Source organism: Streptococcus parasanguinis (genome assembly GCF_001074805.1).
GTDB lineage: Bacteria > Bacillota > Bacilli > Lactobacillales > Streptococcaceae > Streptococcus > Streptococcus parasanguinis_A.
The window spans coordinates 13186-37139 of record NZ_JUPI01000118.1 but is presented as its reverse complement, the minus strand read 5'-3'; the positions used below and the strand labels follow the sequence as shown (position 1 = coordinate 37139).

The window sequence follows — 23954 nt, the reverse complement described above, 5'->3', positions numbered from 1 at the left end:
TGCGGAGGTGGGACGACGAAATCGAATTCTAACGAATTACCGATTTCTGTCCCACTCTCTTTTCTTTGCTATAAAACGGTTATTCGGTATTTGTCCATCAGGTACTTGGATAGGTTTTGCCAATCTTCTTCCTTAAATTTACAAAGATTGACGAAGAGTTTTACGGTATGGTGCTCTGTGTCAATGATCGTATTGGATTTTGAGAGATTTTCTAGTGCAGTATTTTCCCTCAGCTGAAATTCGATAAAATAACTCTTACTATTTTGGTGATCGGGGTCACTAACGTCGACCTCTTTATAAGCTACACTTACCAAATCTTCCTTGGGGATAAAGATGTCTTTTGTCAGAATCACTCCCTGATAAGCATGAATCCCATCAGAAGTCAGCTCAAAGGCGATCTGACGACTGGTCAGTCTTTTGATCCCAGCAATAGTTGCATAGATCGCAATCAAAAATAAAAGGATCTGAATGAGAGTGATAAAAGTGATTTTTGGAAAACCATCAAAACCTAGGATCGATAAAAAAGCTAAGTGGATAAAGAGCGCACAGGCAAAAGCCAGAGAGCCATATCCGATATATTTTGAATAATAGATCTTCATTTTGGACTCCTTACATTTAAGATGCAACGAAAACTTGGAATTTCAAGTACCCTTATCATAGCGGATTCGATGAAGAGCTGTCAAATGTTTGGTAGGGTTCAAAGGTGGTTTTTATTTTAAATGGAATAACAATGGTGCAGAATGATTTAACTTCGTACGCTACATTATAGTATCTAAAAGAATGAGCTAAATACTCTTAAGGCAAGCAAAAAAGCCTTGGTTATCAAGGCTTTTTGTGCATAAAAAATGCCCCCTACATGAATTTGTAAGAACTTTTCATATTGAAAATAAACAAAAATGTTGAAATATAGCTGATTTTAGGGAATTACTTTTAGGTGTTTTCAATGTCAGGATTTAAAAATGGGGCAAAAGTGGGGCAAAAACAAATTAACGAAAAAAATATTGAGTTCGTGCATCAAGTAAATGATAAGTTACAAGAATAAGTGCAATATTTACTCGAACTCATCCTCTAGAGCTTCACTAGCAGTTCTGTAAGTTAAACATTTTCGTGTTCGGTGATTGATATCAAATAAAGCCTTGGAAACCAAGGCTTTTTTAATGCTATAAACTCATTAAAACAACTCCCAGTAAGGTGTGGAATGTTTTTTAGTCTGTGTCATATAAAAATAAATAGAATGAATAGCTATAGCTAGAGCTAAAATGGTTGTAATACTTACTACTATTATAGGATTAGAAGCAAAGATTAAAGAGAGAATCAAGGCAGCCAGATAGAGTGTAGCTTGGACACAGTAGTAACTTTTCGAATAGCGAAGATAGTGTTTGTTATAGGGCCCATTTGCTAGGACAGCAGCTTGGAAGAGGCCAATTCCGATATAAAAGAAGCTGGTTGCAAAGAGAAGATTAGTTTCAGGATTCAGAAGAAAACTCATCGAAACGGTCATCATAAGAAGTCCAATGAAAATAGGATAGTGACTGTAAATTAGAAATAGTCCCTTTTGATTAGATTCTTCATCAATAGCATGGTCGAATTGAACAAAATAAAACAAGAACAGAGAAAGCATAATAATGAAATAAAGAACCGAATAAATCGAGAAATTCTCGATTGTAAAGAAGTTAACTAGCCCCATAATCATCTCTCCAAACGTAATAATGACAAGAAGGGAGATGCGCTCGATTAAATGGGGGAGAACTATCTGGAAATGATCATCTTTACTAATCGAGGTAATTGGCGTAATAAATGTTAGCAGAATACTAGCATAAAGGATATAGACTCCAATGTAAATAGGAAGAAGAGCTGCTAGATAGATTTCTAAACTTCGTAGACCTGTTATCCATAGAAAACCTTTGATACTTTCCCTATGAACATTATCGGTTGATTTTTTAAAAAACTCAACCAAATATTGAAAAAATAAGGTAAGGGTTAATGTACCAATAGCCCAACAGACATAATGAAAATATTGTTGCCAATCATCTTTAATCAAATTGGATATAAAGAGTAAAAGTCCCATATTGATAAACATGATTACCATGTTAAATACAGAGTTCTTTCCATAGCGATTGGTATAAACGGTTTGAATCATCCAGGCATTGATGAGAAGCAAGACAGACATGAAAAAATCAAGCAAAGAATTCCAAGTCAAAATACCGTTATGAAGATGGTGAATTAAAGCAGTTACTTTTGAAATCGCAAAAACAAAAACTAGATCATAAAAAAGTTCTGAATAATTTACACGTTTATGTTTAACAAGAGTTGTCATCTCAAGTCCTTTCCATTCTAGAAGTACGATTTATTATAACAGAAAATGGTAATGAGAGAAAAGGATATGCTTAAATAACTTCATGTGACGCGAATTGTCAAAACCTTGGAGCACATTTACCTCATGTACCAACTTACAGGCGGAGTGTTTGATGATTGGTAATAAAGAATGGGTAATGAAAAAATTATCGAAATGGATAGGGAATATCCCTTTTTATTTTGCTTTAAATCAGATTTTTGGATGGAATAGTAGATGATAAGACAAAATATCTTTGAAGATACAAAAAGACAAACGCCAAAAATGACGTTTGTCTACGTTCTGAGGTAGCCTTTAGGCTCCCTTTTTTCTTAGAAAATACCGATGAGTAATTGCATGCCAAGACTAGTCAGGATGATAGCGATCCAGCAAAGGGCTCCAAGAAGAATGGATTTTCCACTGGATTTGATCATAGCAACGAGGTTAGTTTTGAGACCAATAGCACTCATAGCCATGATGATGAGGAATTTGGAGAGCTGTTTGAGAGGTGAAAAGAAGCTATTGCTAACACCAAAAGAAGTAAGGACGGTAGTTAGCAGAGAAGCTAGGATGAAGTAGAGAATGAAAACAGGGAAGATTTTTTTAAGCTTTACTCCTTGGTTGTTGTCTTGTTGACGGCTTTGCCAATAGGAGAGGAAGAGAGTAATAGGGATAATAGCTAAGGTACGAGTCAGTTTGACAATGGTTGCAGATTCTAGAGTATTGGTATGATACAGACTATCCCAGGCGCTAGCTGTGGCTGTTACAGAGGAAGTATCGTTGACCGCAGTACCCGCAAAGAGAGCAAAACCTTCGTTGGAGAGATGGAGCCAAGAACCTAGAGTTGGAAAGATAAGAGCTGCCAAGACATTGAAGAAAAAGATAACAGAAATGGCTTGGGCTACTTCTTTTTCCTTGGCGTGAATAACAGGAGCAGTCGCTGCAATGGCAGAACCGCCACAGATAGAAGAGCCTACCCCAATCAAGGTAGCTAGCTTTGTATCCATGTTAAAAAATCGTTGGAAAAAGAAAGCAATAATTAAAGCGATAGAAATAGTCGAAAGGATGACAGGAAGGGAAGATTTTCCAACTGCGAAAACTTGAGAGATATTGAGTCCAAAACCAAGTAAGATAACAGCATACTGAAGCAATTTTTTGGAGCTATAAGTCAAACCAGCATCCAGTTGTTTATAGGGAGTGAGAAAGGGGTAGAGAATCATTCCGATAAAAATGGCGAAAACAGGTGCTCCCACAACAGGCAGAAAGCCTCCTAAAACCCAAGAGATGATAGAAATGATCAGACAGACTAACAGTCCTGCCCAATTTTTTGATAGAAATGACATAAAAACCTCCGAAAATAAATACTTCTTATTATAATCTTATCTGTCAGAAAAGTAAAATAGAAAGTAGGAATAAGGTTGTAAATTAACGGAATTTTGCGGTCAGAGAGCTTTTGTAGTTTAATAGATATATGTTCTTTGATCAATAAGGATGCAAATGTGGCATATGTTATTGAAAAAAATGAATTTGATGAGCCTGGATATGTGAAGTAATTATGTGAGATAAGAAAATAAATAAGAGAGTTGAAAATGTACTGCACCCCAAAAGTTAGACAGAAAAAATCTAACTTTTGGGATCAGTACAAACAGTGCTTTTTTTGTTGAAATCGCAAAGAATCTAAGCTTTCTTTTTGCAGATAACATTCGCTCTTTTATTTTCGGTATGATTGAGTCGATGCCCCGTTCTCGACCGGTTATTATTGCAACTTATCGAATGCTAGAGCACTATGCCATCACTTTTTGGAAGAATACTTGGAGCAATTCTACGCAGAATGGAATGCGAAAAAGTGATAATTAAAGAGACAAAAAAGCTGAGAATATGATTTCCCAGCTTTTTTGAATGCGATAGAAATAGCAACTAGACTATTTACGAAAGACCTCAATAATGTAGGTGAAGCCAGTAACTAAAAATGCAAAGGCAATGACATAAACGACAAAGACACCTGTAGCCACTGGATTGAACAGAATCACTAGACCTAGTAAAAATTCAAGCAAGGCTACCCACGTGATATTGCTACCAATAATAGGGAAAATCAATCCTAGACGATTGCCTTTAAAGAAAGCAATAATGGCTTCTACAATTAACCAAATTCCTACAATGGTCGGAATGACGACCGGCAGGGTCAAAAAGCCATAAGCAACGAGGTAAAGAGCTAAGAGAAGACTAACAAATCCTTGGAAAAGATAAACAGGTGAGCGAAGCTCTTTTGGTGCAGAGAAATAGCCTAAAATAGCTGCTATAGAAGAAACCAGTAAATCAAATGCAATCCACCAGCTGTAAGCAACAAGATTAGCTACTGGGTTTGTAAATAGGAAAAGTCCTAAAAGGACAAAAACAACTCCTGCAAGGAATAGCAGTAAACGATTAGAAAATTTCATTTCAATACCCCCTATATAGTATAGTTTGCTAATAAAACTATTGTACTTATTTTTATAGAAAATGTCAATAAAATAAATAAACAATTTGGAAGTTTCAGTCTGACTTACAAAAAGAAAAGGAGTTTTCACTCCTTTTCACAGATTGAAGACAAAGTCCTTATAAAAGTGTCTTCTAAAGATTTTAACTTCAATCTGAAGCGAGGTTATCCTCGCTTTTTCTATTTATCAAACAATTCCTTATTTTCAATTAAGAGTTCTAGTGGAGATTTATCCCTTGCTACAATAAAACCAGGTTCATATTGGTTATGAAGTGTTCTTTTCTGAGAAGTTGGATCAATATACAACTCATCTCCATCTTCTGTGTATAGTTGGTTGCCTCTTGTTAGGTAAAGTAAATCCTCTAAGTACTGTCCATCAGTTTCTAGAAAATCTTCGATGTATTTGACAGCTTTTAAAATCTCACTTACTTTATCAGAGTATTCATTCGATTCAAGAACACTCTTTTCTAACTCAATCTCTTTACTAGTTCCAAAGAGTTGGGTTGGAGTTGCATTAAAATATTCTGCTATCTTATCCAAATTTGCAAAGGTAGGATAGCTTTTTTGTTTTTCGTAATCAGAGATGGACTGTTTACCGATTCCTAAATCTTCAGCTAGTTGAGTTTGGCTTACTCCTTTTTCTATGCGTAGTCGTGCCAAATTGGGTCCAAAATTTTGAATAATAAAGGTCATGGGAAACTCCTATTTTTATTTTTAACTTATTTTATCACCTATAAACTTACAAATCAAGTTTTTAGTTGACTAATTAAAATATTTTTTATAAAATATATTTATAACTTACAAATAAGTTATAAACGATACAAATAACTCATATGTTTAGGAATAGTGAGTGAGGAGGAATTTGAGGACGAGACTATGACTATGACTATGACTATGACTGATGACTATTCGAAGCCTTGGAGCTAGAAATTGTGTGGACAAGGGCAAGGGACGAGCCTGACGGGAAGTCAGGCGAAGTCCTGCAGGCTGCCGTCCAGACAATTTCTAGCCAAGCAAAAGCTGGCTATTCTAACAGCCAGCAAAAAGGTACACTTAGGACAACGTCCAAAGAACGACGGAACGATCAAACGTTGATTTGACGGTGTTTCTGAGACCTAAAAAATCTAAAAGAAGGGGGGACAATTTTGTTGGTTTCTATACAAGATTTAAGAAGCATTCAAGAACGATGTGAAATAGGAGAATTAGTACAGAGGTTAGATGTCAGTATTGATAGATTAACGGTTATCTGGGATACAGACACTGGTTCCCTAAGACGAATTTTCAAAAATCTGAAACAGGCAATAAGTACAAGAGTTGACTCATTTGAAATACATGATAACGTGCGAGATGATGTCTTTACTTTAGCTAAAGATTTTAATGAGTATGATTCAATCAATATTATATTTTTTCAATTATCCACTTATGGAGGTGAACAATTGATTCGGATTGATTTCAATCCTAACACTTTAAAAGAGTTTGATGGAATGAAAGTATGGAGGCAATTAATGTACTTTGCCAGATTGAATTCATTGACGGTACGTTTGTCTCGTTTTGATTTGGCATTTGACATTCTCAACAGGCCTGAGATCGTTAATTTGCAACATATTAAAGGTGGTGTTACCCATAAGGTCTTCTATGGTCGAGGGGGCGAATTAGAGACGAAATACTGGGGTTCTAGCGGTAGTAATGTACAAGTTAGGTTATATGATAAGAATAAAGAAATCATTGCTCACAAGCGTGAAGAGAAGCTAGATTTGGCTGTAAATCCGTTTTGGTGGAGACTAGAGTTCCAACTCAGAACCAAAGCGATTGGTGAGGAGATGGTCCAAGATATTATGAGTAGACTTGATAATTTCGGATTTTATAAGCTAGAACATATTCGAGTGGAGCAAAGAGCATTTACAATTATCTTTCTCAACAATCCTGAACTGTTGTCATTGGCTTTTCCAAATTTAAAATCAGATAGCATCAAAAAGAAAAAAACAAGAGTCCGCAAACTATTGAGAGAAGAAACGAACCAATTTGCGGAAGAATTAAAAGAAGTATTAATACAGAATCTCCCTAAATTAAATACAGAATTACAACTGCTTGTAGGCGAGTTTCTGAATTTAGAAAATAAATAAGGAGGATAACTATGGATCATAATTTAATTAGTAACAAAGAATTAATTGAAATGGGCTATCGCCCTCACACTGCAAATGATATTATCCATCAGGCAAGAGAATTACTTGTATCACGAGGTTATACATTTTATAATCGTAAACGTTTGATGGTTGTTCCAAAAAGTGTTGTAAATGAGATTCTAGGAACAGAGGTGGCGTAATATGGCAAGTGTTCGTTATCGAAAGCGAGGAGATAGTAACTTATGGACCTATGAAATTCGTAACGAAGGAAAAACTGTTGCTCATAATAGCGGTTTTAAAACAAAAAAACTTGCAGAGTCAGAAGCTGAGCCGATTCTGCAAGAACTTCGTTTAGGGAAAAGAATTTCTAGAGATATTTCTCTTGTCGATCTCTATCAAGAATGGCTTGAACTAAAAATTCTACCGAGTAGTAGGTCGGAAGAGACAAAGAAAAAATATCTTCTCCGTAAAAACACAATTGAAAGATTATTTGGAAATAAAAAAGTCACTCAAATTCGTGCGAGTGAATACCAAAGAATTATGAATAAGTATGGGCAAACAGTTGGTAGAAATTTTCTTGGTAGATTGAATACGGGGATTCATCAGAGCATCCAAATGGCAATTGCTGACAAAGTTCTAATAGATGATTTTACACAACATGTCGAGTTGTTTTCATCCAAAGAACAACAGATGACAGAAGAGAAATATTTACATACAGAAAAGGACTATCTGGATTTACTTTTAGCAGTAAAGAGAAAATTCGATTACCAACGTTCAATTGTTCCTTATATCGTCTATTTTCTATTAAAAACAGGCATGAGGTTTGGAGAGTTAGTAGCGTTAACTTGGAATGAGGTTGATTTTGACAGAGGATTGTTAAAAACATACAGGAGGTATAATACTCTCTCTCATAAGTTTGTTCCACCAAAAAATAAAACGTCTATTCGGATGGTTCCAATAGACGAAGAGTGTATCAAAATTTTGCGCCTTTTACAAACGGAGCAAGAAAGAGCAAACATGGAGTTAGGAATCAAAAATCGATATCGAATGATCTTTCAACATTTTGGATATATTCATTCAGTTCCAGATATTGCAAGCGTCAATAAAGCTTTGAGTGTTCTCTTAAATGAGTTGGACATTTATCCAATTATCACGACAAAAGGAGCACGTCACACCTATGGAAGCTACCTCTGGCACAAAGGGTTTGACCTTGGAGTTATTGCAAAAATTCTAGGGCATAGAGATATTTCAATGTTGGTAGAAGTATATGGACACACTTTAGAAGAGAAAATTTTTGAGGAATTTAATCAAATCAGAGATATCTGGAAAGATTGCTCATAAAAAAATGTGGGGCAAACGATGGGGCAAATGCTCTTAAGACAAGCAAAAAAGCCTTGGTTATCAAGGCTTTTACTGTTGGAGTTTGATGCCCCCTACAGGGCTCGAACCTGTGACCCATAGATTAAGAGTCTACTGCTCTACCAACTGAGCTAAGGAGGCAAATATAAAAAGCTGTATTGGTGCCGATACTTCACGATTTGTATTGAACCCGCGCAATTAAGCAGGTGGGCAACTCGCTCTGACTTAGCTGCTTCCGCGTGAAACGGCCTGCATACTGCCAGAAGTCTTTTGTTTCCCTAATAATACAAAAAATAGTCGGTCAACACTTAAGTGTGAAGTCGTACACCACAGCGTTTCTATATGTATATGATACCACATTTTGAAAATATTTCAAGGAAAAATCTCAATTTTTTGAAACCGATGTCACTTTTTCTTAAATTGATCAATCTTCTCCTTGGTGGCTCCGAGAGCACGCTCGTACTTGCCATTTTCATTGGGAATAAAGTAGGAAGCGTGTTTGAGCTTGTCTGGCAAGTAGTCCTGATTGACCCAGTTGCCAGGGTAGTTGTGAGGGTATTTATAGTTTTGCGCATTTCCCAGTTCCTTGCTTCCAGCATAATGACCATCGCGGAGGTGGCGAGGAATAGGAAGGTTGCCAGAACTTCTAAGATCAGCCAGCGCCTTGTCCATGGCAACGTAGGCTGAGTTGGATTTCGGCGAAAGGGCAAGATCGATGACGATGTTGGCGATGAGAATGCGGGCCTCAGGAAAGCCGATGCGCTCCGCTGCCTGAAGGGCTGTTACGGTATGGATCTGCGCATCTGGATTGGCCAGGCCGATATCCTCATAAGCGATGACGGTCAAGCGACGAGCTAGGCTGGGTAGATCTCCAGCTTCGATCAAACGAGCGGCGTAGTGAAGACTAGCATCGACATCTGAACCACGGATAGACTTTTGCAGGGCAGAGAGCACATCGTAGTGGCCGTCTCCATCTTTGTCCATGGTGATGTAGCTACGCTGGAGGCTGTTTTCCATGATCTCTAACGTAATATGGCGGATGCCTTCTGCATTTTCAGAGGTCGACAGCACAGCCAGATCGAGAGAATTAAAGGCGGAACGAAGATCTCCATTGGTCGAGGTAGCGATGAAATCCAAAGCGTCCTCATCGAGTACGACTGGAAAATCAAAGCCACGCTCGGTATCATCTAGCGCCGTTTTTAGAGCTTGCTTGACCTCCTCCGTCGTCAACGGTTCCAGCTCAAAGATTTGTACGCGGCTACGAATAGCGGGTGTGACAGAGAAAAAGGGATTTTCTGTCGTTGCACCGATCATGATGACCAGACCGCTTTCGAGCAAAGGCAGGAGAAAATCTTGCTTGGTTTTATCAAGGCGATGGATCTCATCCAAAAGCAGGACTAAGCCACCAGAAAATTTGGCCTCCTCTGCGATTTCTTGGAGGCGTTTTTTGCTGTCAACCGTTGCATTGAAGGTCCGAAAGGCATACTTGGTCGTTCCTGCGATGGCAGAAGCAATACTGGTCTTTCCGATCCCCGGAGGTCCATAGAGAATCATGGAGGACAGACGATTGGCTTCGACCATGCGGCGGATGATTTTGCCTTCTCCGACCAGGTGTTGTTGACCGATGACTTGATCGATCGTCCGTGGGCGCATACGGAGTGCGAGATTGTCGGGCATTTCCTTCTCCTTTCTAGCTTTGTCTCCTTTCAAAGAGGAGTTTTTTATGGTAAGATTGTAGTAACTATTGTATCATATTCCGCTCTAAGAGTGGGAAATTAGAAAGAGGACGCTATGTCTAAATATGGATTTTTGGATATTTTAGAAGAGGAAATGGAAAAGGTCTTTCCCTTTGATTTTGAGATCAATTGGGATAAGAAGAATCATGCGGTAGAAGTGGCTTTTCTCTTGGAAGCACAGAATACGGGAGGGGTTGCCTTGGTTGATGAAGCGGGTGAAGAGTCTGATGAGGATATCTTTTTTGAAGAAGCTGTGCTCTTCTACAATCCAGCCAAGTCGCATGTGGACGAAGATGCCTATTTAACGGCGATTCCTTATGAGCCTAAAAAAGGATTGTCTCGTGAATTTCTAGCCTATTTTGCGACTTTCCTTCGGGATACAGCTGAGTTGGCCTTGGATGAGCTCATGGATTTCTTAGCAGACGAGGAAGCAGAGAGCTTTGAGATCGTCTGGAACCAAGAAGTCTTTGAAGAAGGCAAAGTCGGCCTAGAAGAAAGCACCTTTTATCCCTATCCGAGATATTAGAAAAGATTCTAAGTGGACATTTTGAAATAATGAATTCAAGGAGAAGGGGGAGACTATGCTAGAAAAAGTTAAACAGTTTTTCAGGAGAAGGTCAGCTAAAACTGAGCCGTCAGTTGATATTCTTCCCCGCAATCGCTTTGCAGACCTAGATTTCGAGCGAGTATTGAAGTCTGGAACTCGTCGCCTTGTCGATGAGGAGGGGCGCTATGCAGAAGATGGTACAGTCACAGAACTTGAATTTCCTGAAGACTTTGCGGAATTTGAATTTCTAGTTGGTTTTAATACGGAAGAAGAAGACCAGTTTCAACAACTATTAGCTCGTTTAAATAGTATTGACAATGCCATTCAGTCCCATTTGGAAAGCGAGTTGCAACAACCTATCCCTCAGTTTGCCAAGAATCTCGGCTATACTCAGAAGAGGTGGGAGAAAACCTTTTACTTCCATCCTTGGATATTAAGTTTTGATGAAAATCCTCCTAATCTTCGCTATGTTGCAGATTATGTAAATGATGAGTTTACGGTTTATTTTGCTAAAAAACATGGCAGATGGCAGGCGTACTGGGATGCAGAGTGCCAAAAGGTGATTGAAGAAAGCTAGCTAGGTTTTTCTATAGAGTAGTAGTTATGATAAGAAAAGGTCATCATCATGGAGTTATTGGATAAACACTTGAATTTTACGGGTTGTAAGATTGCTTTGATTTGTGATGGGCGAATTTTGACCATCTTACGCGATGACAAACCAACCATTCCTTGGGCCAATCTGTGGGAGTTGCCAGGTGGTGGCCGCGAAGGGGACGAGAGTCCTTTTGAGTGTGTGGCGCGTGAAGTTTATGAAGAATTGAGCATCCAACTATTGAAAGATGACATAGTTTGGTCTTGGATCTACCCCAGCATGTTAGATGAGAACAAAAACTCCGTCTTTTTAGTTGGGAAATTGACACAGGAACAGTTTGACAGTATTGTCTTTGGAGACGAGGGACAGGGCTATAAGTTAGTGAGACTTGAAGAGTTTTTGGCGTCAGATCGGGTCGTTCCCCAATTACAAGAACGAGTGAGAGATTATGTGGAGAAAAGTTTATGATAAGACTTGAGAAAGCAGGAGCAGAGGATTTAGAAACCATTATTGCCATTCAAAGAGCCAGTTTTAAGGCAGTCTATGACAAATACAAAGATGAATATGATCCCTATCTAGAAGATCGCGAGCGAATTAAATGGAAATTAGTTGAGCGACCCTATAGCTATTACTACTTTGTGAAAGAAAACGAAGAGAAGATTGGTTTTTTACGAATTCAGACCAATGAAGAGTTAACGGAAGCTTGGTTGGGGACCGCAGCGATTCAGCCTCCGTATCAGGGAAAAGGGTATGGATCTGAAGGATTATGCTTGCTAGAAGAGGAATTTTCAACCGTTAGACAATGGGATTTGTGTACGGTGTTACAGGATGCAGGCATGGTCGCCTTCTACGAGAAGAATGGCTACCATCAAACCCATATCGAGCCTGAAAAAGAAGGCATGGATATGGTCTACATGAAAAAATTGATAGAGAAATAGAAAGGACGGTTCGGTTAAATTTCTAAACTGAACCCGCCCTAAACACGGTGCCAAAAAGATAAGCTTCTCTTAGACACAAGTGTCTTCAGAGAGTTTCCTATTTTGGCTTTGTGTTTTACGGGCTTGGTATCTTAATGATGGAAACATGGCAAGAGTTAAAAGTTACAGTCAAGCGTGAGGGAGAGGAACTAGTCTCTAATCTCTTGATCGAGTTAGGTGCTCAGGGTGTTGCGATTGAAGACAGTATGGACTATGTGGGAAATGTCGACCGCTTCGGTGAGATTTTTCCTGATATCGAGCAGCAAGAAGAAATCGTGGTGACCGCCTACTACCCGGAGACGGTTGATGTAGCTGCGGTTGAAGCAGACTTGCAGGCTCGCTTAGCAGAATTGACAGACTTTATGGATCTGGGAGAGGTCAAGATGGGGACGACTGCTCTGGCTGAGGAAGACTGGGCCGACAACTGGAAGAAATACTATGAACCAGCTCGCATCACTCATGACTTGACCATTGTGCCGTCATGGACGGACTATGAGGCGACTGCGGGAGAAAAGATTATCAAGCTGGACCCTGGTATGGCCTTTGGAACAGGAACTCACCCGACGACCAAGATGAGCCTCTTTGCCTTGGAGCAGGTTCTTCGTGGTGGCGAGACAGTGTTAGATGTGGGGACAGGTTCCGGTGTCCTTTCTATTGCTAGCTCACTTCTGGGTGCTAAGGAAATCTTTGCCTATGATCTGGATGATGTAGCGGTTCGTGTCGCTCAGGAAAATATTGAGCTCAATCCGGGCATGGAAAACATTCATGTGGCCCCAGGTGATTTGCTTAAAGGAGTGGAAATCGAGGCAGATGTCATCGTGGCCAACATCTTGGCGGATATCCTCATTCATCTGACGGATGATGCTTATCGTTTGGTCAAGGACGAAGGCTACCTGATCATGAGTGGCATTATCAAGGACAAGTGGGGCATGGTGCGTGAGTCAGCAGAAGCGGCTGGATTTTTCCTTGAAACCCACATGATCCAAGGGGAGTGGAATGCCTGTGTCTTCAAGAAGACCAAGGATATCTCCGGTGTGATTGGAGGCTAGCATGCAGCAGTATTTTGTAAAAGGTTTGGCTAGCTCACCTGTCACTATCGAGGACAAGGAGACCAGCAAGCACATGTTTCAGGTCATGCGCTTGAAAGAGGATGACGAAGTTACACTAGTTTTTGATGATGGGATCAAGCGTTTGGCGCGCGTAGTAAATGTGGAAGCACGTCAGTTTGAGTTGGTTGAAGAATTAGCTGACAATGTAGAACTACCAGTTCAAGTGACCATTGCATCAGGCTTTCCCAAGGGAGACAAGCTGGAGTTTGTCACTCAGAAAGTAACGGAACTGGGTGCTAGTCAAATTTGGGCCTTTCCTGCCGATTGGTCAGTTGCCAAGTGGGATGGCAAGAAATTGGGTAAAAAAGTTGAGAAACTAGAAAAAATCGCCCTTGGAGCAGCCGAGCAAAGCAAGCGGAATCATGTCCCGAGCATTACCCTTTTTGAGAAAAAGGCAGACTTTCTAGCCCAACTGGACCAGTTTGACTCTATCGTAGTGGCTTATGAAGAGTCAGCCAAAGAAGGAGAGGCAGCAGCTTTACTTCAGTCGCTGACCGGACTAGAAGCTGGAAGCAAACTGCTCTTTATCTTTGGACCAGAGGGTGGCCTCTCCCCTGTAGAAATTGAAAGTTTTATAGCCAAAGGAGCAGTCCTTGCAGGCCTTGGACCTCGCATTCTCCGTGCAGAAACCGCACCACTCTATGCCCTCAGCGCCGTGAGTGTTGTTACAGAATTAATGAACTAACGAAGTGAAGGAATCACTTCGTTTTTTTTACAAAAATCTTCTATTTTCAAAAATTTTTACGAATTATAATATTGAGGAGAGGTGCATATGAATAAAAGAAAGAACAGACGACGTTTGATATTTTCTTTGTTAGTTGTTGGGATCTTGATCTGGGTAGGATCAAAAGTAAGGGATCATCTAGAATTCCAACAAGAAATGGTCCGAATTGTACATAGTAAAGAAGTGAAAGAGTTAATTGTACATGATTTGAAACAGAAAGACCCGGATGCGTTTACAGAAAAAGGAAAAATTCAATCGTATGAAATTGATGACGAAACGATCGAACACAATCCGATGGGAGGAATTATGTTTGAGGTAATAATTAATGGAGATAAAAAAATAACAGGTAGTATGGGATTATGGAAGCGTAGTGAAGATGGCCCTATTGAGTCTGTAGGGATGGATACCTCTGTAGGTCTTCAAAAACTTATGGAAGAGTAAGCTTGATATTTTCGGGGAAATCAATCATCAATGGGAGCAATCGGGTTGTTTATTTAGCTTTCTTCCAAATTATTAAAGTAAGAGTAATAAAATTGGAAACTAAATAGTGTAAAGCGATACTACTAGGAATTTATGAGGATGAAGATGAAACCAAAAAGAAAAAATTGTCGTTATCTATTTGGAGTGTTGCTATTAGGAATTTTGATATGGGTAGGTTTACTTGTAAAAAACCATCTTGATTTTCAACATGAAATGGTTCCGATTGTCCATAGTAAGGAAGTGGAAAAGCTAATAGAAGAAGAACTGAAGGAGTTGGATCCAAATGCCTTAACACCAAAAGGTAAGATCCAATCGTATGAAATTGATGGTGAAACGATTGAACACAATCCAATGGGAGGGATTATGTTTCGTATCATCATTAATGGAGACAAAGAAATAACCGAAAATTTTGGATTACGAAAAGATAGTAAGGATGCACCAATCGAACAAGTGGGAGTGAGTAAATCTATTGAGTTTCAAGATCTGGTAGAAAAGAAATGATCATCAAAATATATGAAAAGAATATTCGATTCGAATATGAAATATATTTTCTTTGAGCGCTTTGTATATTTACAAAAAATTTTTTAAAAGGATCTTTTTTTGAAAATTTTTACGAATTATTAAAGTAAGAGTAATAAATTTGAAAACTAAATAGTGTAAAGTGATACTACTAGGAATTTATGGAGGATGAAAATGAAACCAAAAAGAAAAATCGGTCGTTATATATTTGGAGTGTTGCTATTAGGAGTGTTGCTATGGGGAGGTCTACTTGTAAAGAACCATCTTGATTTTCAACATGAAATGGTTCAGATCGTGCATAGTAAGGAAGTGGAAAAGTTGATAGAAGAAGAACTAAAGGCAACAGATCCAGATGCCTTGACGCCAAAAGGTAAGATCCAATCGTATGAAATTAATGATGAAACGATCGAACACAATCCAATGGGGGGGATAATGTTTGAAGTGACTATAAATGGAAATAAAGAGATAACTGGAAGTATGGGATTGAGGAAGAGTAGTGAAGATGGCCCGATTAGATCTGTAGGGATGTCTGAGTCTACAGAACTACAGAATCTAATAGGAGATTAAAAATGGTATTTAATGATGAACAAAAGAATGATATTGCATGGCAGGAATATACGAAATACAAAGTTGGAAATAAAGTAAAAATTGATACAGATAATAAGAAAAAAACAATAGGCTATGTTTCTGAAGTTTTTGGCCAGGCACCAGAAGAGGATATGGTTTCCTCTCTCGAAGACTTGAAAGCACGGTTTCAAGGAGCTCTATCTGGTTTAAATGGATATATTGTGACAGATAAAAAAATCACTCATGAAACCAGACCAGAAGATGTGCATGAAGTAACAATTTTGTTTGAGGGATCGGAAGCTAAATTTGATAAAAATTTCATGGGGGCTGTAGATGATTGGGTGCTCACCGATGCTCCAACTGCATTACAAATATCAATGGCTAAAAGACTTGGGATCAAAACAGGGAAAATCTCCCAGCTTGACGCGGCTTCGAAAGAAGTAAAAGCAGCAATGGATAGATATCCGAATGCGCGTTTCAAATTTTATGCCCATTCTTTAGGGGGCTTAAATCTCCAAGCTTCACTTGGATCTCTGGAAGATAAGTATCTAAATAGAGTTGATGAGGCATATATATATGAGGCGCCCAACCTTTATCCACAGCTAAGTGATGAGGAAAAGAAACAGGTCGATAAAATTAAATATAAAATTTACAATTTTATAGACAAGCGTGACTTGGTCACATGGGAACATTCTGAAGAAGGGAATGAGGGTGTTGTTGGGACACTTGTTCGAATTGATAGTAAGGATGCAGGCGATTTAGGAAAACAACATATGTGGGGAGGTTACGACTACAAGGCTGGCTACTTGAACGTCAAAGAAGAGAGCATAGATGACTATCGGTTGGCTCGAGTAAAGCAGGCGAAAGAACAACTGCAGTTAAAGAAACAAGCATTGGAGTCTTGGAAAAAGAGAGGGCTTTCCGGAAGTGACCTCATTTCCATGGACACCATTCAAGCCATGGGGATAGTGGAGTCGTTAAAGGAGTTTGCTCTTATTGCCTCAGATTATATTTTAGCTGTCTGTGATTTCGGGATTGCCGATGTGAAAGGGACTTGGGATACATTATTAGCCTCTTGTCGTTCCACTGTATCAGGAAGCCGATGTACAGAGAGTGATATCATCAATGCACTTGCTCAAGTTGGTGCAACAAAAGAAACGATTGAGATCAATCGCATCACAGAATTAGAAAAAATCAAAAAAGATACTCTAAAAATAAAAGAAAGTATTTTTAGTCTATCAACAGACATAGCGAAAGGGATTGCAACTGTTGTAGGTACAGATATTGCTCTAGCAAGCCAACTTCAATTGCAATGGTAAAAATGGGAAACAAAGAGTTTGAATGTATTAACGCGATTAGAAAAGTGGAAGAAAAATGGAATAGGACTGAAGAAGAATTGAAAATGGAGATGAATAAACTGGAAAACAGAATGAATCAGATTCATGACCAGTTCTGCTTTACAAAACAGAACATCGAAATGATGGAAGAGGAAGTTATATATTTCTCTAAGACGATGGAAAGTACGGGTAGCTTATCGGATTATTTTCAGGAATTATCAGATGTTTATGAGAAATTGAATTCGGACTACTATGGAGAGTTAGCTCATTTGGAGCAAATACATCAGCTGAAACAAAAGGAACTACAGCAGGTTTCTGAAACATGTGCCAAGGATATTGCAAGATTGAGAAAGGAACTATATGTCGAAAATTGATGTTTTAAATGATCTGACTTATGAAGATAAGCGTTACATGGCAGCTATTATTAGTGTTAAATTTATGGGGAAAATTGCCTTAACCAAGGCAGCAATTGATCAACAAGGTATAAAAAGTAGAATTTCATCGAATTTAACAGAACTTGAAAGTTCTCTAGATCAGGTCATTGGAAGTATTGATAAGGATTTGGCTGGAAAATTTTCAAACTCTGTTAAAGAAGGGGTTGGAAGAAAGAAATTGGAGTTAAACGCTTTGCAAGAGTTTTGTAAGACAAAGTAGTAACCGTATATTAAAGTAGCTTCATTGGTTCCCATCTGCTTCTAAAAGTGTTAAAATAGTATCCAAGAAACTGGAGAAAATGAATGCCGAAAGAAGAGAATTTAACTGGGGACCAAGTCGTTGCCCTTACAAAAAAATATTTATCACCTGAGGATGTTGCCTTTGTGCAAAAGGCTTTGGTTTATGCTGTTGATTGCCATAGTGGCCAATTCCGTCAGTCTGGTGAGCCTTATATCATTCACCCGATTCAAGTGGCAGGAATCCTTGCTAAGCTGAAACTGGATGCTGTGACGGTTGCCTGTGGTTTTTTGCATGATGTCGTGGAAGATACGGACGCGACCTTGGATGACCTTGAGCGTGAATTTGGTCATGATGTGCGCGTGATCGTCGATGGGGTGACCAAGCTCGGGAAGGTCAAGTACAAGTCCCACGAAGAGCAGTTGGCGGAAAACCACCGCAAGATGCTTATGGCCATGTCTCAAGATATCCGTGTGATTTTGGTTAAATTGGCTGACCGCTTGCATAATATGCGCACCCTCAAGCATTTGCGCAAGGATAAGCAAGAACGCATTTCTCGTGAAACTATGGAGATCTATGCGCCACTAGCCCATCGTCTCGGGATTTCCAGTGTCAAGTGGGAGCTTGAGGATTTGTCTTTCCGTTATTTGAATGAGACAGAATTCTACAAGATTTCTCATATGATGAAGGAAAAACGTCGCGAGCGAGAAGAGTTGGTCGAAGAGGTTGTCCACAAGATTGAGACCTATGCTGGGGAACGCCACTTACATGGGAAAATCTACGGTCGACCAAAGCATATCTACTCGATCTATCGCAAGATGCAGGATAAAAAGAAACGCTTTGATGAAATTTACGACTTGATTGCCATTCGCTGTATCCTGGATACTCCAAGCGATGTCTATGCCATGCTGGGATACATCCATGAGCTCTGGAAGCCAATGCCGGGGCGTTTTAAGGACTATATTGCCAACAGGAAGGCCAATGGCTACCAGTCCATCCATACGACTGTATATGGCCCTAAAGGACCGATTGAATTCCAGATCCGAACCAAGGAGATGCACGAGGTTGCCGAATACGGGGTTGCGGCTCACTGGGCTTACAAAAAAGGCATCAAAGGTCAAGTCAACAGTAAGGAATCTGCTATTGGGATGAACTGGATCAAGGAGATGATGGAACTCCAAGACCAGTCAGGCGATGCCAAGGAATTCGTGGAAAATGTAAAAGAAGACATCCTGGCAGAAGAGATTTACGTCTTCACTCCAGATGGAACTGTGCGCTCGCTTCCCAAAGATTCCGGACCGATCGATTTTGCCTATGAAATCCACACCAAAGTTGGGGAAAAAGCGATTGGTGCTAAGGTCAATGGCCGGATGGTGCCCCTCAATACCAAACTTCGGACGGGAGATCAGGTGGAGATTATCACCAATGCCAATTCCTTTGGTCCGAGTCGTGACTGGTTGACCCTTGTTAAAACTAGCAAGGCACGCAACAAGATCCGTCAATTCTTTAAAAATCAAGACAAGGAATTGTCTATTAACCGTGGCCGTGACCTCTTGATGGCCCAATTCCACGAGCATGACTTGGTAGCCAATAAGTTCATGGACAAAAAGCACATGGACAAAGTGCTACAAAAATCAAGCTATAAGACAGAAGAAGCCTTGTTTGCGGCGATTGGTTTTGGAGAGATTGGGGCTATTACCATCTTTAACCGCTTGACGGAGGATGAACGCCGAGAAGAAGAGCGGGCTAAGGCACGCGCAGAAGCAGAAGAGCTAGTCAAAGGTGGCGAGGTCAAGGTTGAAAATAAAAAAGACACCCTCAAGGTCCGTCACGAAGGTGGCGTGGTTATCCAAGGAGCTTCTGGCCTCTTGATTCGGATTGCTAAGTGCTGTAACCCAGTTCCAGGCGATGAAATTGTCGGCTACATCACCAAAGGACGTGGGGTCGCGATTCACCGCAGAGACTGTATGAATCTTCGCGCTCAAGACAACTACGAGCAACGCTTGATCGATGTAGAATGGGAAGATAACAACACGACCAAAGACTATATCGCCCACATCGATATTTACGGACTCAACCGAGCCGGACTTCTTAACGATGTACTCCAAGTCCTTTCCAATACAGCTAAGATGATCTCAACTGTCAATGCCCAACCAACCAAAGACATGAAATTTGCCAATATCCACATTTCCTTTGGGATTCCGAACCTATCGATGTTGACAACGGTTGTGGATAAGATTAAGAGTGTGCCGGAGGTTTACTCTGTTAAGCGTACCAACGGCTAATCGGCTACTCAGTTATCTTTTATAGCTTCGTTAGCTCGCCTTGCCGTACTGAAGTACTGTCTGTGTCTCGCTGCCTTGCCCTAAAAGCAACTGAACAGCCTTTGGTTTTCGGATAGTCTGCCTGCGTCTCACTGCCTTGTCTGGAGCCGATTTTCTTTGAAGCAAGTAGAACATGGTCAGAACTCTTTTATTAGTTGGTTAGCTCGTCTCGCCGTACTTCAGTACTGTCTACGTCTCACTGCCTTGTCTGAAGTTGATGTTCTTTGAAGGTTAGTAGTGAATGCCAAATAGATTTATAAAATAGGATAATCAAATGAAATTAGTGATTCAACGGGTTAAGAGTGCCTCAGTTTCCATTGATGGTCAAGTCTACAATGCGATCCAGCAAGGCTTGTTGCTCCTAGTGGGAGTGGGGCCTGAGGATGACCAGAAGGATTTGGATTATGCGGTTCGCAAGGTATCGCAGATGCGTATTTTCTCAGATGAGGAAGATAAGATGAATCTTTCGGTCAAAGATATCCAAGGGGAAATCTTATCGATCTCTCAATTTACCCTCTTTGCGGATACCAAAAAAGGCAACCGTCCTGCTTTTACAGGGGCTGCCAAGCCAGATATGGCCAGTCAGTTATATGATGCCTTTAATGATCAATTAGAAAAAGAAGTCCCTGTCAAACGAGGGATCTTTGGGGCCGATATGGCGATTGAATTGATCAATGATGGTCCAGTGACGATTTTGTTAGATACAAAAAATTCATAAGTAAGAAAACATGCAGTCGGATTAGACTGCATGTTTTTCGATATAGAGTTGTTGGGCGATCACTTGGTTGATAGAAATTTCTTGTCCATGGATGACTAAGTGATAGAGGCCTGTGTAGTCATCATACCGTTGAAACGCGATAGTATTCCCAATCTGGAGATGGATCTGGTCTAAGAATTTTAGCAATTCATAGGTGTCATGGACCCTTTGCAGAATATACAGACCAGGTTGGGTCGCTTCGCTGAGACGGTCTTGGTAGGCTTCGACAAGCCTTTCGCCTTTCTTTGGAATTGTCCCACCGTGAGGGCAGGTCTTAGGAGTTCCAAGCATGTGATCCAGCTGGTCAATGAAATGTTCAGAAACGGTATGCTCGAGAACTTCTGCCTCTTCATGGACTTCTTCAGTTGTATAGTCAAGTTTTTCCAGAAGAAATACTTCGATCAAGCGGTGCTTGCGGTAGAGATCAGAGACCAACTGCGATCCTAGATCCGTTAGTAGATACCCATGGGTTTTATCTTTCACCAAGAGGCCCTCAGAGATCATACGCTTAATCATCTCGGACACAGCGGGTGGAGAGACCTGCATGCGACTCGCGATTTCCTTGTTACTGATTTTGTCTACTTCTGTGCCAATTTCATAAATGCACTTGAGGTAATCTTCTTTGTTTGGTGTCATGCTTTCCTCTTTTCTTCGCTCACTTCTAGTATATCAAAAAAATCTTCAAAAACGCTAGTGGAGTAATGAGAATTGTCTCAAGCTCCAAAAGATGGTAGTATAGAAGCATAGAAAGGACGGCACTATGAACAGACGGGAATTAGTGAGATTAGGCTGGAGAGAGAGTAGTTTAGCCTATCTAGAGAAGCACTTGCAGGGATTGAAAGATCCACAAGCCTACCAAGAACAATACCAGTCTGTCTTTTTCTTTGCCAGTCCTCTGTTTCAAAATATGTGGTTTCAAGAGATCAAGGATCTAACGGAAACGGCTGCCCAAGACTTGCTGAGGGGAGTCATGAAAATTCTTCTTATGCCAAGTGACCTGTCCGGAACTTGTGAAGAAACAGCCTTTCTTCTGAGTAGGATGGCTCCAGATTGTCCGCCAGGTTCCGACTTTTGGAAGGCTTTTTCACACGTCGTGCAAATCGCCTTTGAAAAGGATCCCTTAGCAGATCAGTCGGGAGATCAGCTCTTGAAACGCCAGGTTCACCAGTTACGCTACCTACTTTCAAGTTACCAAGCCCAATGGGTTCGGACGCATAAGGCCAGAGCTGGACAGACTGACGAGGAGGCCTTACAAGCTTACATACAAAAGGCTAGAGCGGTCACGGTGGAAGCTTATGCGGCTGCCCGCCTTCACAATAAGGTCTCCCTAGGGCCAGATGGTCACCTTCATTATCCATCAGGGGCCTCCCAACAAGTCAATTTCAAGGTCTTGTTAAATTTCCATACGGAGTATATTCTCGATCAAGCCGGGCGTTTTCTCAATGAAGTCGATCCAGTAGAAGTTTCTGAAAATGGCATTGTCAATGGGGCTAGTTTTAACTACGGGCTGGCTAGGGGCCGGACCCATAAGGACTTGGATATTGACCCCGTCAAAGCTTGGGACCCAGCCTTTCGGAAGCAGGTCCTTTATCGTCAAGGTGTTCGCTATCTAGCCCCTAAAAATGATCGCAGTGTCGAAGGCTACTGGAGTCGAAAAGGGGTCTTTGCACAAGGAGGCAAGAGCTACAAGCAACAAGTGGCACAGCGCGTGCGGAGTTTCCTCAGAGGCATCCCTCGCTTACGTTGGCGCGTCCTCCTACAGAATGGACTCCATCGGATTTTATAGCAATGGAAAAGAGGTCGCAGACCTCTTTTTTCATTTATCCAAGTGCTTTGACGGCTTCGATTGCAGCGTCGTAATTTGGTTCGCTGTTGATATTTTCTAGGTATTCAACGTAAGTAACCTTGTTATCTGCATCTAAGACCAAGACAGCGCGCGCAAGTAGATGCCATTCATTGATCAAGAGGCCGTAAGCTTTCCCGAAGGAATGGTCGTAGTAGTCTGAGAGCATGATGGCATTGTCGAGCCCTTCAGCAGCGCACCATTTGCCTTGAGCAAAAGGAAGGTCGACAGAGACCGTCAAGACGACAGTGTCTTCCATATCCGATAAGGTTTGATTGAAGTGACGTGTTTGCATCGAACAGATACCTGTATCGATGGATGGGATAATGCTGAGGACTTTTTTCTTGCCAGCAAAATCAGCTAAAGATTTCTTCTCAAGAGCTGGAGTGATCAATGAAAAATCATGGGCCATTTCCCCTACTTGAAGTTGAGATCCGGTAAAGGTCACAGGGTTTCCTAAAAATGTTGCCATAAAAAGACTCCTTTTTTCTTTTCATTGTACATCAATGAAGGGGGAAGAGCCACTGATTTGTTTAGAAATCTGAATGGTCTACTGACTCAATCCTTCTGCGATCTTGTCTAAGTTCCACTTCATCATGCTGTAGTAGCTATCGCCCTTTTCTCCTTCTTTGGCAATAGAATCAGTGAAGATCTTTGCATAGATCGGGATATTGGTATCCTTAGAGACAGTTTTCATAGGGCGTTCATCGACACTGGATTCGACAAAGAGGGCCGGTACCTTGGTTTGCCGGAGCTTTTCTACCAGCGTTTTGATTTGGTCAGGTGTGCCTTCTTCTTCCGTATTGATTTCCCAGATATAGGCAGATGGGACGCCGTAGGCTTTGGAGAAGTATTTGAAGCAGCCTTCGCTGGTTACAATCATCTTCTTATCTTCTGGGATATTGTTGAATTTTTGTTTGGCTTCTTGGTCGAGCTTGCTGAGTTTTTCAGTATAGGCAGCTAGATTTTTTTCGTAGAAGTCCTTGTTTTTGGGATCTTTTGCGATCAATTGTTTGGCAATGTTTTTAGCGTAGAGTATCCCGTTTTCGAGATTGAGCCAAGCGTGAGGGTCTTCTTTTCCAGCTTGGTTTTGGCCTTCCAAGTAGATGACGTCGACTCCGTCGCTAGCTGCGAAATAGTCTTTGTTTTCAACTTTATTGGCATTTTTGACCAATTTAGTAAACCAAGCATTGCCACCGGTTTCGAGGTTGATCCCGTTGTAGAAGATGAGGTCTGCTTGCGAAGTCTTTTTGACATCTTCTGGAAGCGGTTCGTACTCGTGAGGATCTTTGCCGACAGGAACGATACTGTGCAGATCGATCTTATCCTCAGCAATATTTTTAGTTATATCTGCAAGGATTGAATTGGTGGTGACCACTTTCAATTTACCAGAAGCTCCAGAAGAAGAGCCTTTGCTACAGGCCAACAGACCAAATAAGAGCGCCACAAAGAGGGCGAGGATAGAAGCGGTTTTTTTCAT

The 23954-nt window shown here is 40.6% G+C and carries 28 protein-coding genes, 1 tRNA gene and 1 other RNA gene; 19 read left to right on the top strand and 11 right to left on the bottom strand.

The features are described 5' to 3' along the window. Positions 1-68 precede the first annotated feature (68 nt). From ADI76_RS08365 to ADI76_RS08345, 5 genes are all read right to left on the bottom strand, one after another. Positions 69-599 (bottom strand): hypothetical protein, encoded by a 531-nt coding sequence (locus ADI76_RS08365; RefSeq protein ID WP_049515761.1) that lies wholly within the window; start codon positions 597-599, stop codon positions 69-71. A 572-nt stretch (positions 600-1171) separates the two neighbouring features. Further along, positions 1172-2317 carry a low temperature requirement protein A gene (locus tag ADI76_RS08360; RefSeq protein ID WP_049473941.1) on the bottom strand — a complete coding sequence of 382 codons (1146 nt, stop codon included), beginning with the start codon at positions 2315-2317 and terminating at the stop codon, positions 1172-1174. 347 nt (positions 2318-2664) lie between these two features. Next, complete coding sequence (locus ADI76_RS08355; RefSeq protein WP_003009857.1) at positions 2665-3675, bottom strand: YeiH family protein; 1011 nt, start codon at positions 3673-3675, stop codon at positions 2665-2667. 579 nt (positions 3676-4254) lie between these two features. Next, positions 4255-4770, bottom strand: a complete 516-nt coding sequence (locus tag ADI76_RS08350; protein ID WP_021767032.1) for a DUF308 domain-containing protein — start codon at positions 4768-4770, stop codon at positions 4255-4257. Positions 4771-4988: 218 nt separating this feature from the next. Beyond that, on the bottom strand, positions 4989-5501 hold the full coding sequence (locus ADI76_RS08345; protein ID WP_002919839.1) for a helix-turn-helix domain-containing protein: 513 nt from the start codon (positions 5499-5501) through the stop codon (positions 4989-4991). 224 nt (positions 5502-5725) lie between these two features. On the opposite strand from ADI76_RS08345, the gene ADI76_RS11840 reads away from it, so the two are divergent. From ADI76_RS11840 to ADI76_RS08325, 4 genes are read left to right on the top strand one after another with little or no spacing between them, the layout of a single operon-like run. Next, positions 5726-5908 (top strand): hypothetical protein, encoded by a 183-nt coding sequence (locus ADI76_RS11840; RefSeq protein ID WP_041826713.1) that lies wholly within the window; start codon positions 5726-5728, stop codon positions 5906-5908. A 45-nt stretch (positions 5909-5953) separates the two neighbouring features. Further along, entirely contained in the window at positions 5954-6931 is a 978-nt protein-coding gene (locus ADI76_RS08335) for a replication initiation protein (protein WP_003014192.1), read from the top strand. An 11-nt stretch (positions 6932-6942) separates the two neighbouring features. Then, entirely contained in the window at positions 6943-7131 is a 189-nt protein-coding gene (locus ADI76_RS08330; protein WP_002903611.1) for a DUF3173 domain-containing protein, read from the top strand. 1 nt (position 7132) lies between these two features. Continuing rightward, complete coding sequence (locus ADI76_RS08325) at positions 7133-8272, top strand: site-specific integrase (protein WP_049515751.1); 1140 nt, start codon at positions 7133-7135, stop codon at positions 8270-8272. 86 nt (positions 8273-8358) lie between these two features. Here the strand turns inward: ADI76_RS08325 and ADI76_RS08320 are convergent. The 3 genes from ADI76_RS08320 to ADI76_RS08315 form a co-directional block, all read right to left on the bottom strand. Further along, a tRNA-Lys gene (locus ADI76_RS08320) sits at positions 8359-8431 on the bottom strand. A 5-nt stretch (positions 8432-8436) separates the two neighbouring features. Continuing rightward, positions 8437-8629, bottom strand: a non-coding RNA gene (gene ssrS, locus ADI76_RS10775) — 6S RNA. Between the two features lie 66 nt (positions 8630-8695). After that, positions 8696-9967, bottom strand: a complete 1272-nt coding sequence (locus tag ADI76_RS08315) for a replication-associated recombination protein A (RefSeq protein WP_049515748.1) — start codon at positions 9965-9967, stop codon at positions 8696-8698. A gap of 114 nt (positions 9968-10081) precedes the next feature. Here ADI76_RS08315 and ADI76_RS08310 point away from each other — a divergent pair, with 114 nt between their 5' ends. The 14 genes from ADI76_RS08310 (at position 10082) to dtd (ending at position 20592) form a co-directional block, all read left to right on the top strand. Further along, positions 10082-10552 carry a DUF3013 family protein gene (locus ADI76_RS08310; RefSeq protein ID WP_049515745.1) on the top strand — a complete coding sequence of 157 codons (471 nt, stop codon included), beginning with the start codon at positions 10082-10084 and terminating at the stop codon, positions 10550-10552. Between the two features lie 55 nt (positions 10553-10607). Then, entirely contained in the window at positions 10608-11150 is a 543-nt protein-coding gene (locus tag ADI76_RS08305; protein ID WP_049515742.1) for a hypothetical protein, read from the top strand. A gap of 48 nt (positions 11151-11198) precedes the next feature. Next, a complete protein-coding gene (locus tag ADI76_RS08300) occupies positions 11199-11633 on the top strand; it encodes an NUDIX hydrolase (protein WP_049515740.1) in 435 nt (144 codons plus the stop codon). Further along, complete coding sequence (locus tag ADI76_RS08295; protein ID WP_049515738.1) at positions 11630-12103, top strand: GNAT family N-acetyltransferase; 474 nt, start codon at positions 11630-11632, stop codon at positions 12101-12103. The genes ADI76_RS08300 and ADI76_RS08295 overlap by 4 nt, the downstream gene beginning before the upstream one ends. 137 nt (positions 12104-12240) lie before the next feature. Then, positions 12241-13191 (top strand): 50S ribosomal protein L11 methyltransferase, encoded by a 951-nt coding sequence (gene prmA, locus ADI76_RS08290; RefSeq protein WP_152905780.1) that lies wholly within the window; start codon positions 12241-12243, stop codon positions 13189-13191. Position 13192: 1 nt separating this feature from the next. Continuing rightward, positions 13193-13936: a 16S rRNA (uracil(1498)-N(3))-methyltransferase gene (locus tag ADI76_RS08285; protein ID WP_049515733.1), complete on the top strand. Its 744-nt coding sequence runs from the start codon at positions 13193-13195 to the stop codon at positions 13934-13936. An 87-nt stretch (positions 13937-14023) separates the two neighbouring features. Continuing rightward, positions 14024-14416, top strand: coding sequence for a DUF1310 family protein (locus ADI76_RS08280; protein WP_049515730.1), 393 nt, complete (start codon positions 14024-14026; stop codon positions 14414-14416). 144 nt (positions 14417-14560) lie between these two features. Further along, positions 14561-14956, top strand: a complete 396-nt coding sequence (locus tag ADI76_RS08275; protein ID WP_021154324.1) for a DUF1310 family protein — start codon at positions 14561-14563, stop codon at positions 14954-14956. A 192-nt stretch (positions 14957-15148) separates the two neighbouring features. Then, positions 15149-15541, top strand: coding sequence for a DUF1310 family protein (locus tag ADI76_RS08270; RefSeq protein ID WP_021154325.1), 393 nt, complete (start codon positions 15149-15151; stop codon positions 15539-15541). 2 nt (positions 15542-15543) lie between these two features. Continuing rightward, positions 15544-16860 carry a hypothetical protein gene (locus ADI76_RS08265; protein WP_049515728.1) on the top strand — a complete coding sequence of 439 codons (1317 nt, stop codon included), beginning with the start codon at positions 15544-15546 and terminating at the stop codon, positions 16858-16860. After that, the gene (locus tag ADI76_RS08260; protein WP_239683633.1) at positions 16854-17252 is read left to right on the top strand and encodes a hypothetical protein; all 399 of its coding nucleotides are present in this window, start codon (positions 16854-16856) and stop codon (positions 17250-17252) included. The genes ADI76_RS08265 and ADI76_RS08260 overlap by 7 nt, the downstream gene beginning before the upstream one ends. Next, positions 17239-17532: a hypothetical protein gene (locus tag ADI76_RS08255; RefSeq protein ID WP_021154328.1), complete on the top strand. Its 294-nt coding sequence runs from the start codon at positions 17239-17241 to the stop codon at positions 17530-17532. The genes ADI76_RS08260 and ADI76_RS08255 overlap by 14 nt, the downstream gene beginning before the upstream one ends. 83 nt (positions 17533-17615) lie before the next feature. Continuing rightward, positions 17616-19835, top strand: coding sequence for a RelA/SpoT family protein (locus tag ADI76_RS08250; RefSeq protein WP_013904522.1), 2220 nt, complete (start codon positions 17616-17618; stop codon positions 19833-19835). A 313-nt stretch (positions 19836-20148) separates the two neighbouring features. Continuing rightward, complete coding sequence (dtd, locus tag ADI76_RS08245) at positions 20149-20592, top strand: D-aminoacyl-tRNA deacylase (RefSeq protein WP_049515725.1); 444 nt, start codon at positions 20149-20151, stop codon at positions 20590-20592. 21 nt (positions 20593-20613) lie between these two features. Here the strand turns inward: dtd and ADI76_RS08240 are convergent, their stop codons facing one another. Then, complete coding sequence (locus tag ADI76_RS08240; RefSeq protein ID WP_049486458.1) at positions 20614-21267, bottom strand: metal-dependent transcriptional regulator; 654 nt, start codon at positions 21265-21267, stop codon at positions 20614-20616. Positions 21268-21391: 124 nt separating this feature from the next. Here ADI76_RS08240 and ADI76_RS08235 point away from each other — a divergent pair, with 124 nt between their 5' ends. Further along, the gene (locus ADI76_RS08235) at positions 21392-22417 is read left to right on the top strand and encodes a DUF3114 domain-containing protein (protein ID WP_049515723.1); all 1026 of its coding nucleotides are present in this window, start codon (positions 21392-21394) and stop codon (positions 22415-22417) included. Between the two features lie 34 nt (positions 22418-22451). On the opposite strand, the gene tpx is transcribed toward ADI76_RS08235, so the two are convergent. After that, positions 22452-22946 carry a thiol peroxidase gene (gene tpx, locus ADI76_RS08230; RefSeq protein WP_049515720.1) on the bottom strand — a complete coding sequence of 165 codons (495 nt, stop codon included), beginning with the start codon at positions 22944-22946 and terminating at the stop codon, positions 22452-22454. 78 nt (positions 22947-23024) lie between these two features. Continuing rightward, complete coding sequence (gene fimA, locus ADI76_RS08225; RefSeq protein WP_049515718.1) at positions 23025-23954, bottom strand: metal ABC transporter substrate-binding lipoprotein/fibrin-binding adhesin FimA; 930 nt, start codon at positions 23952-23954, stop codon at positions 23025-23027.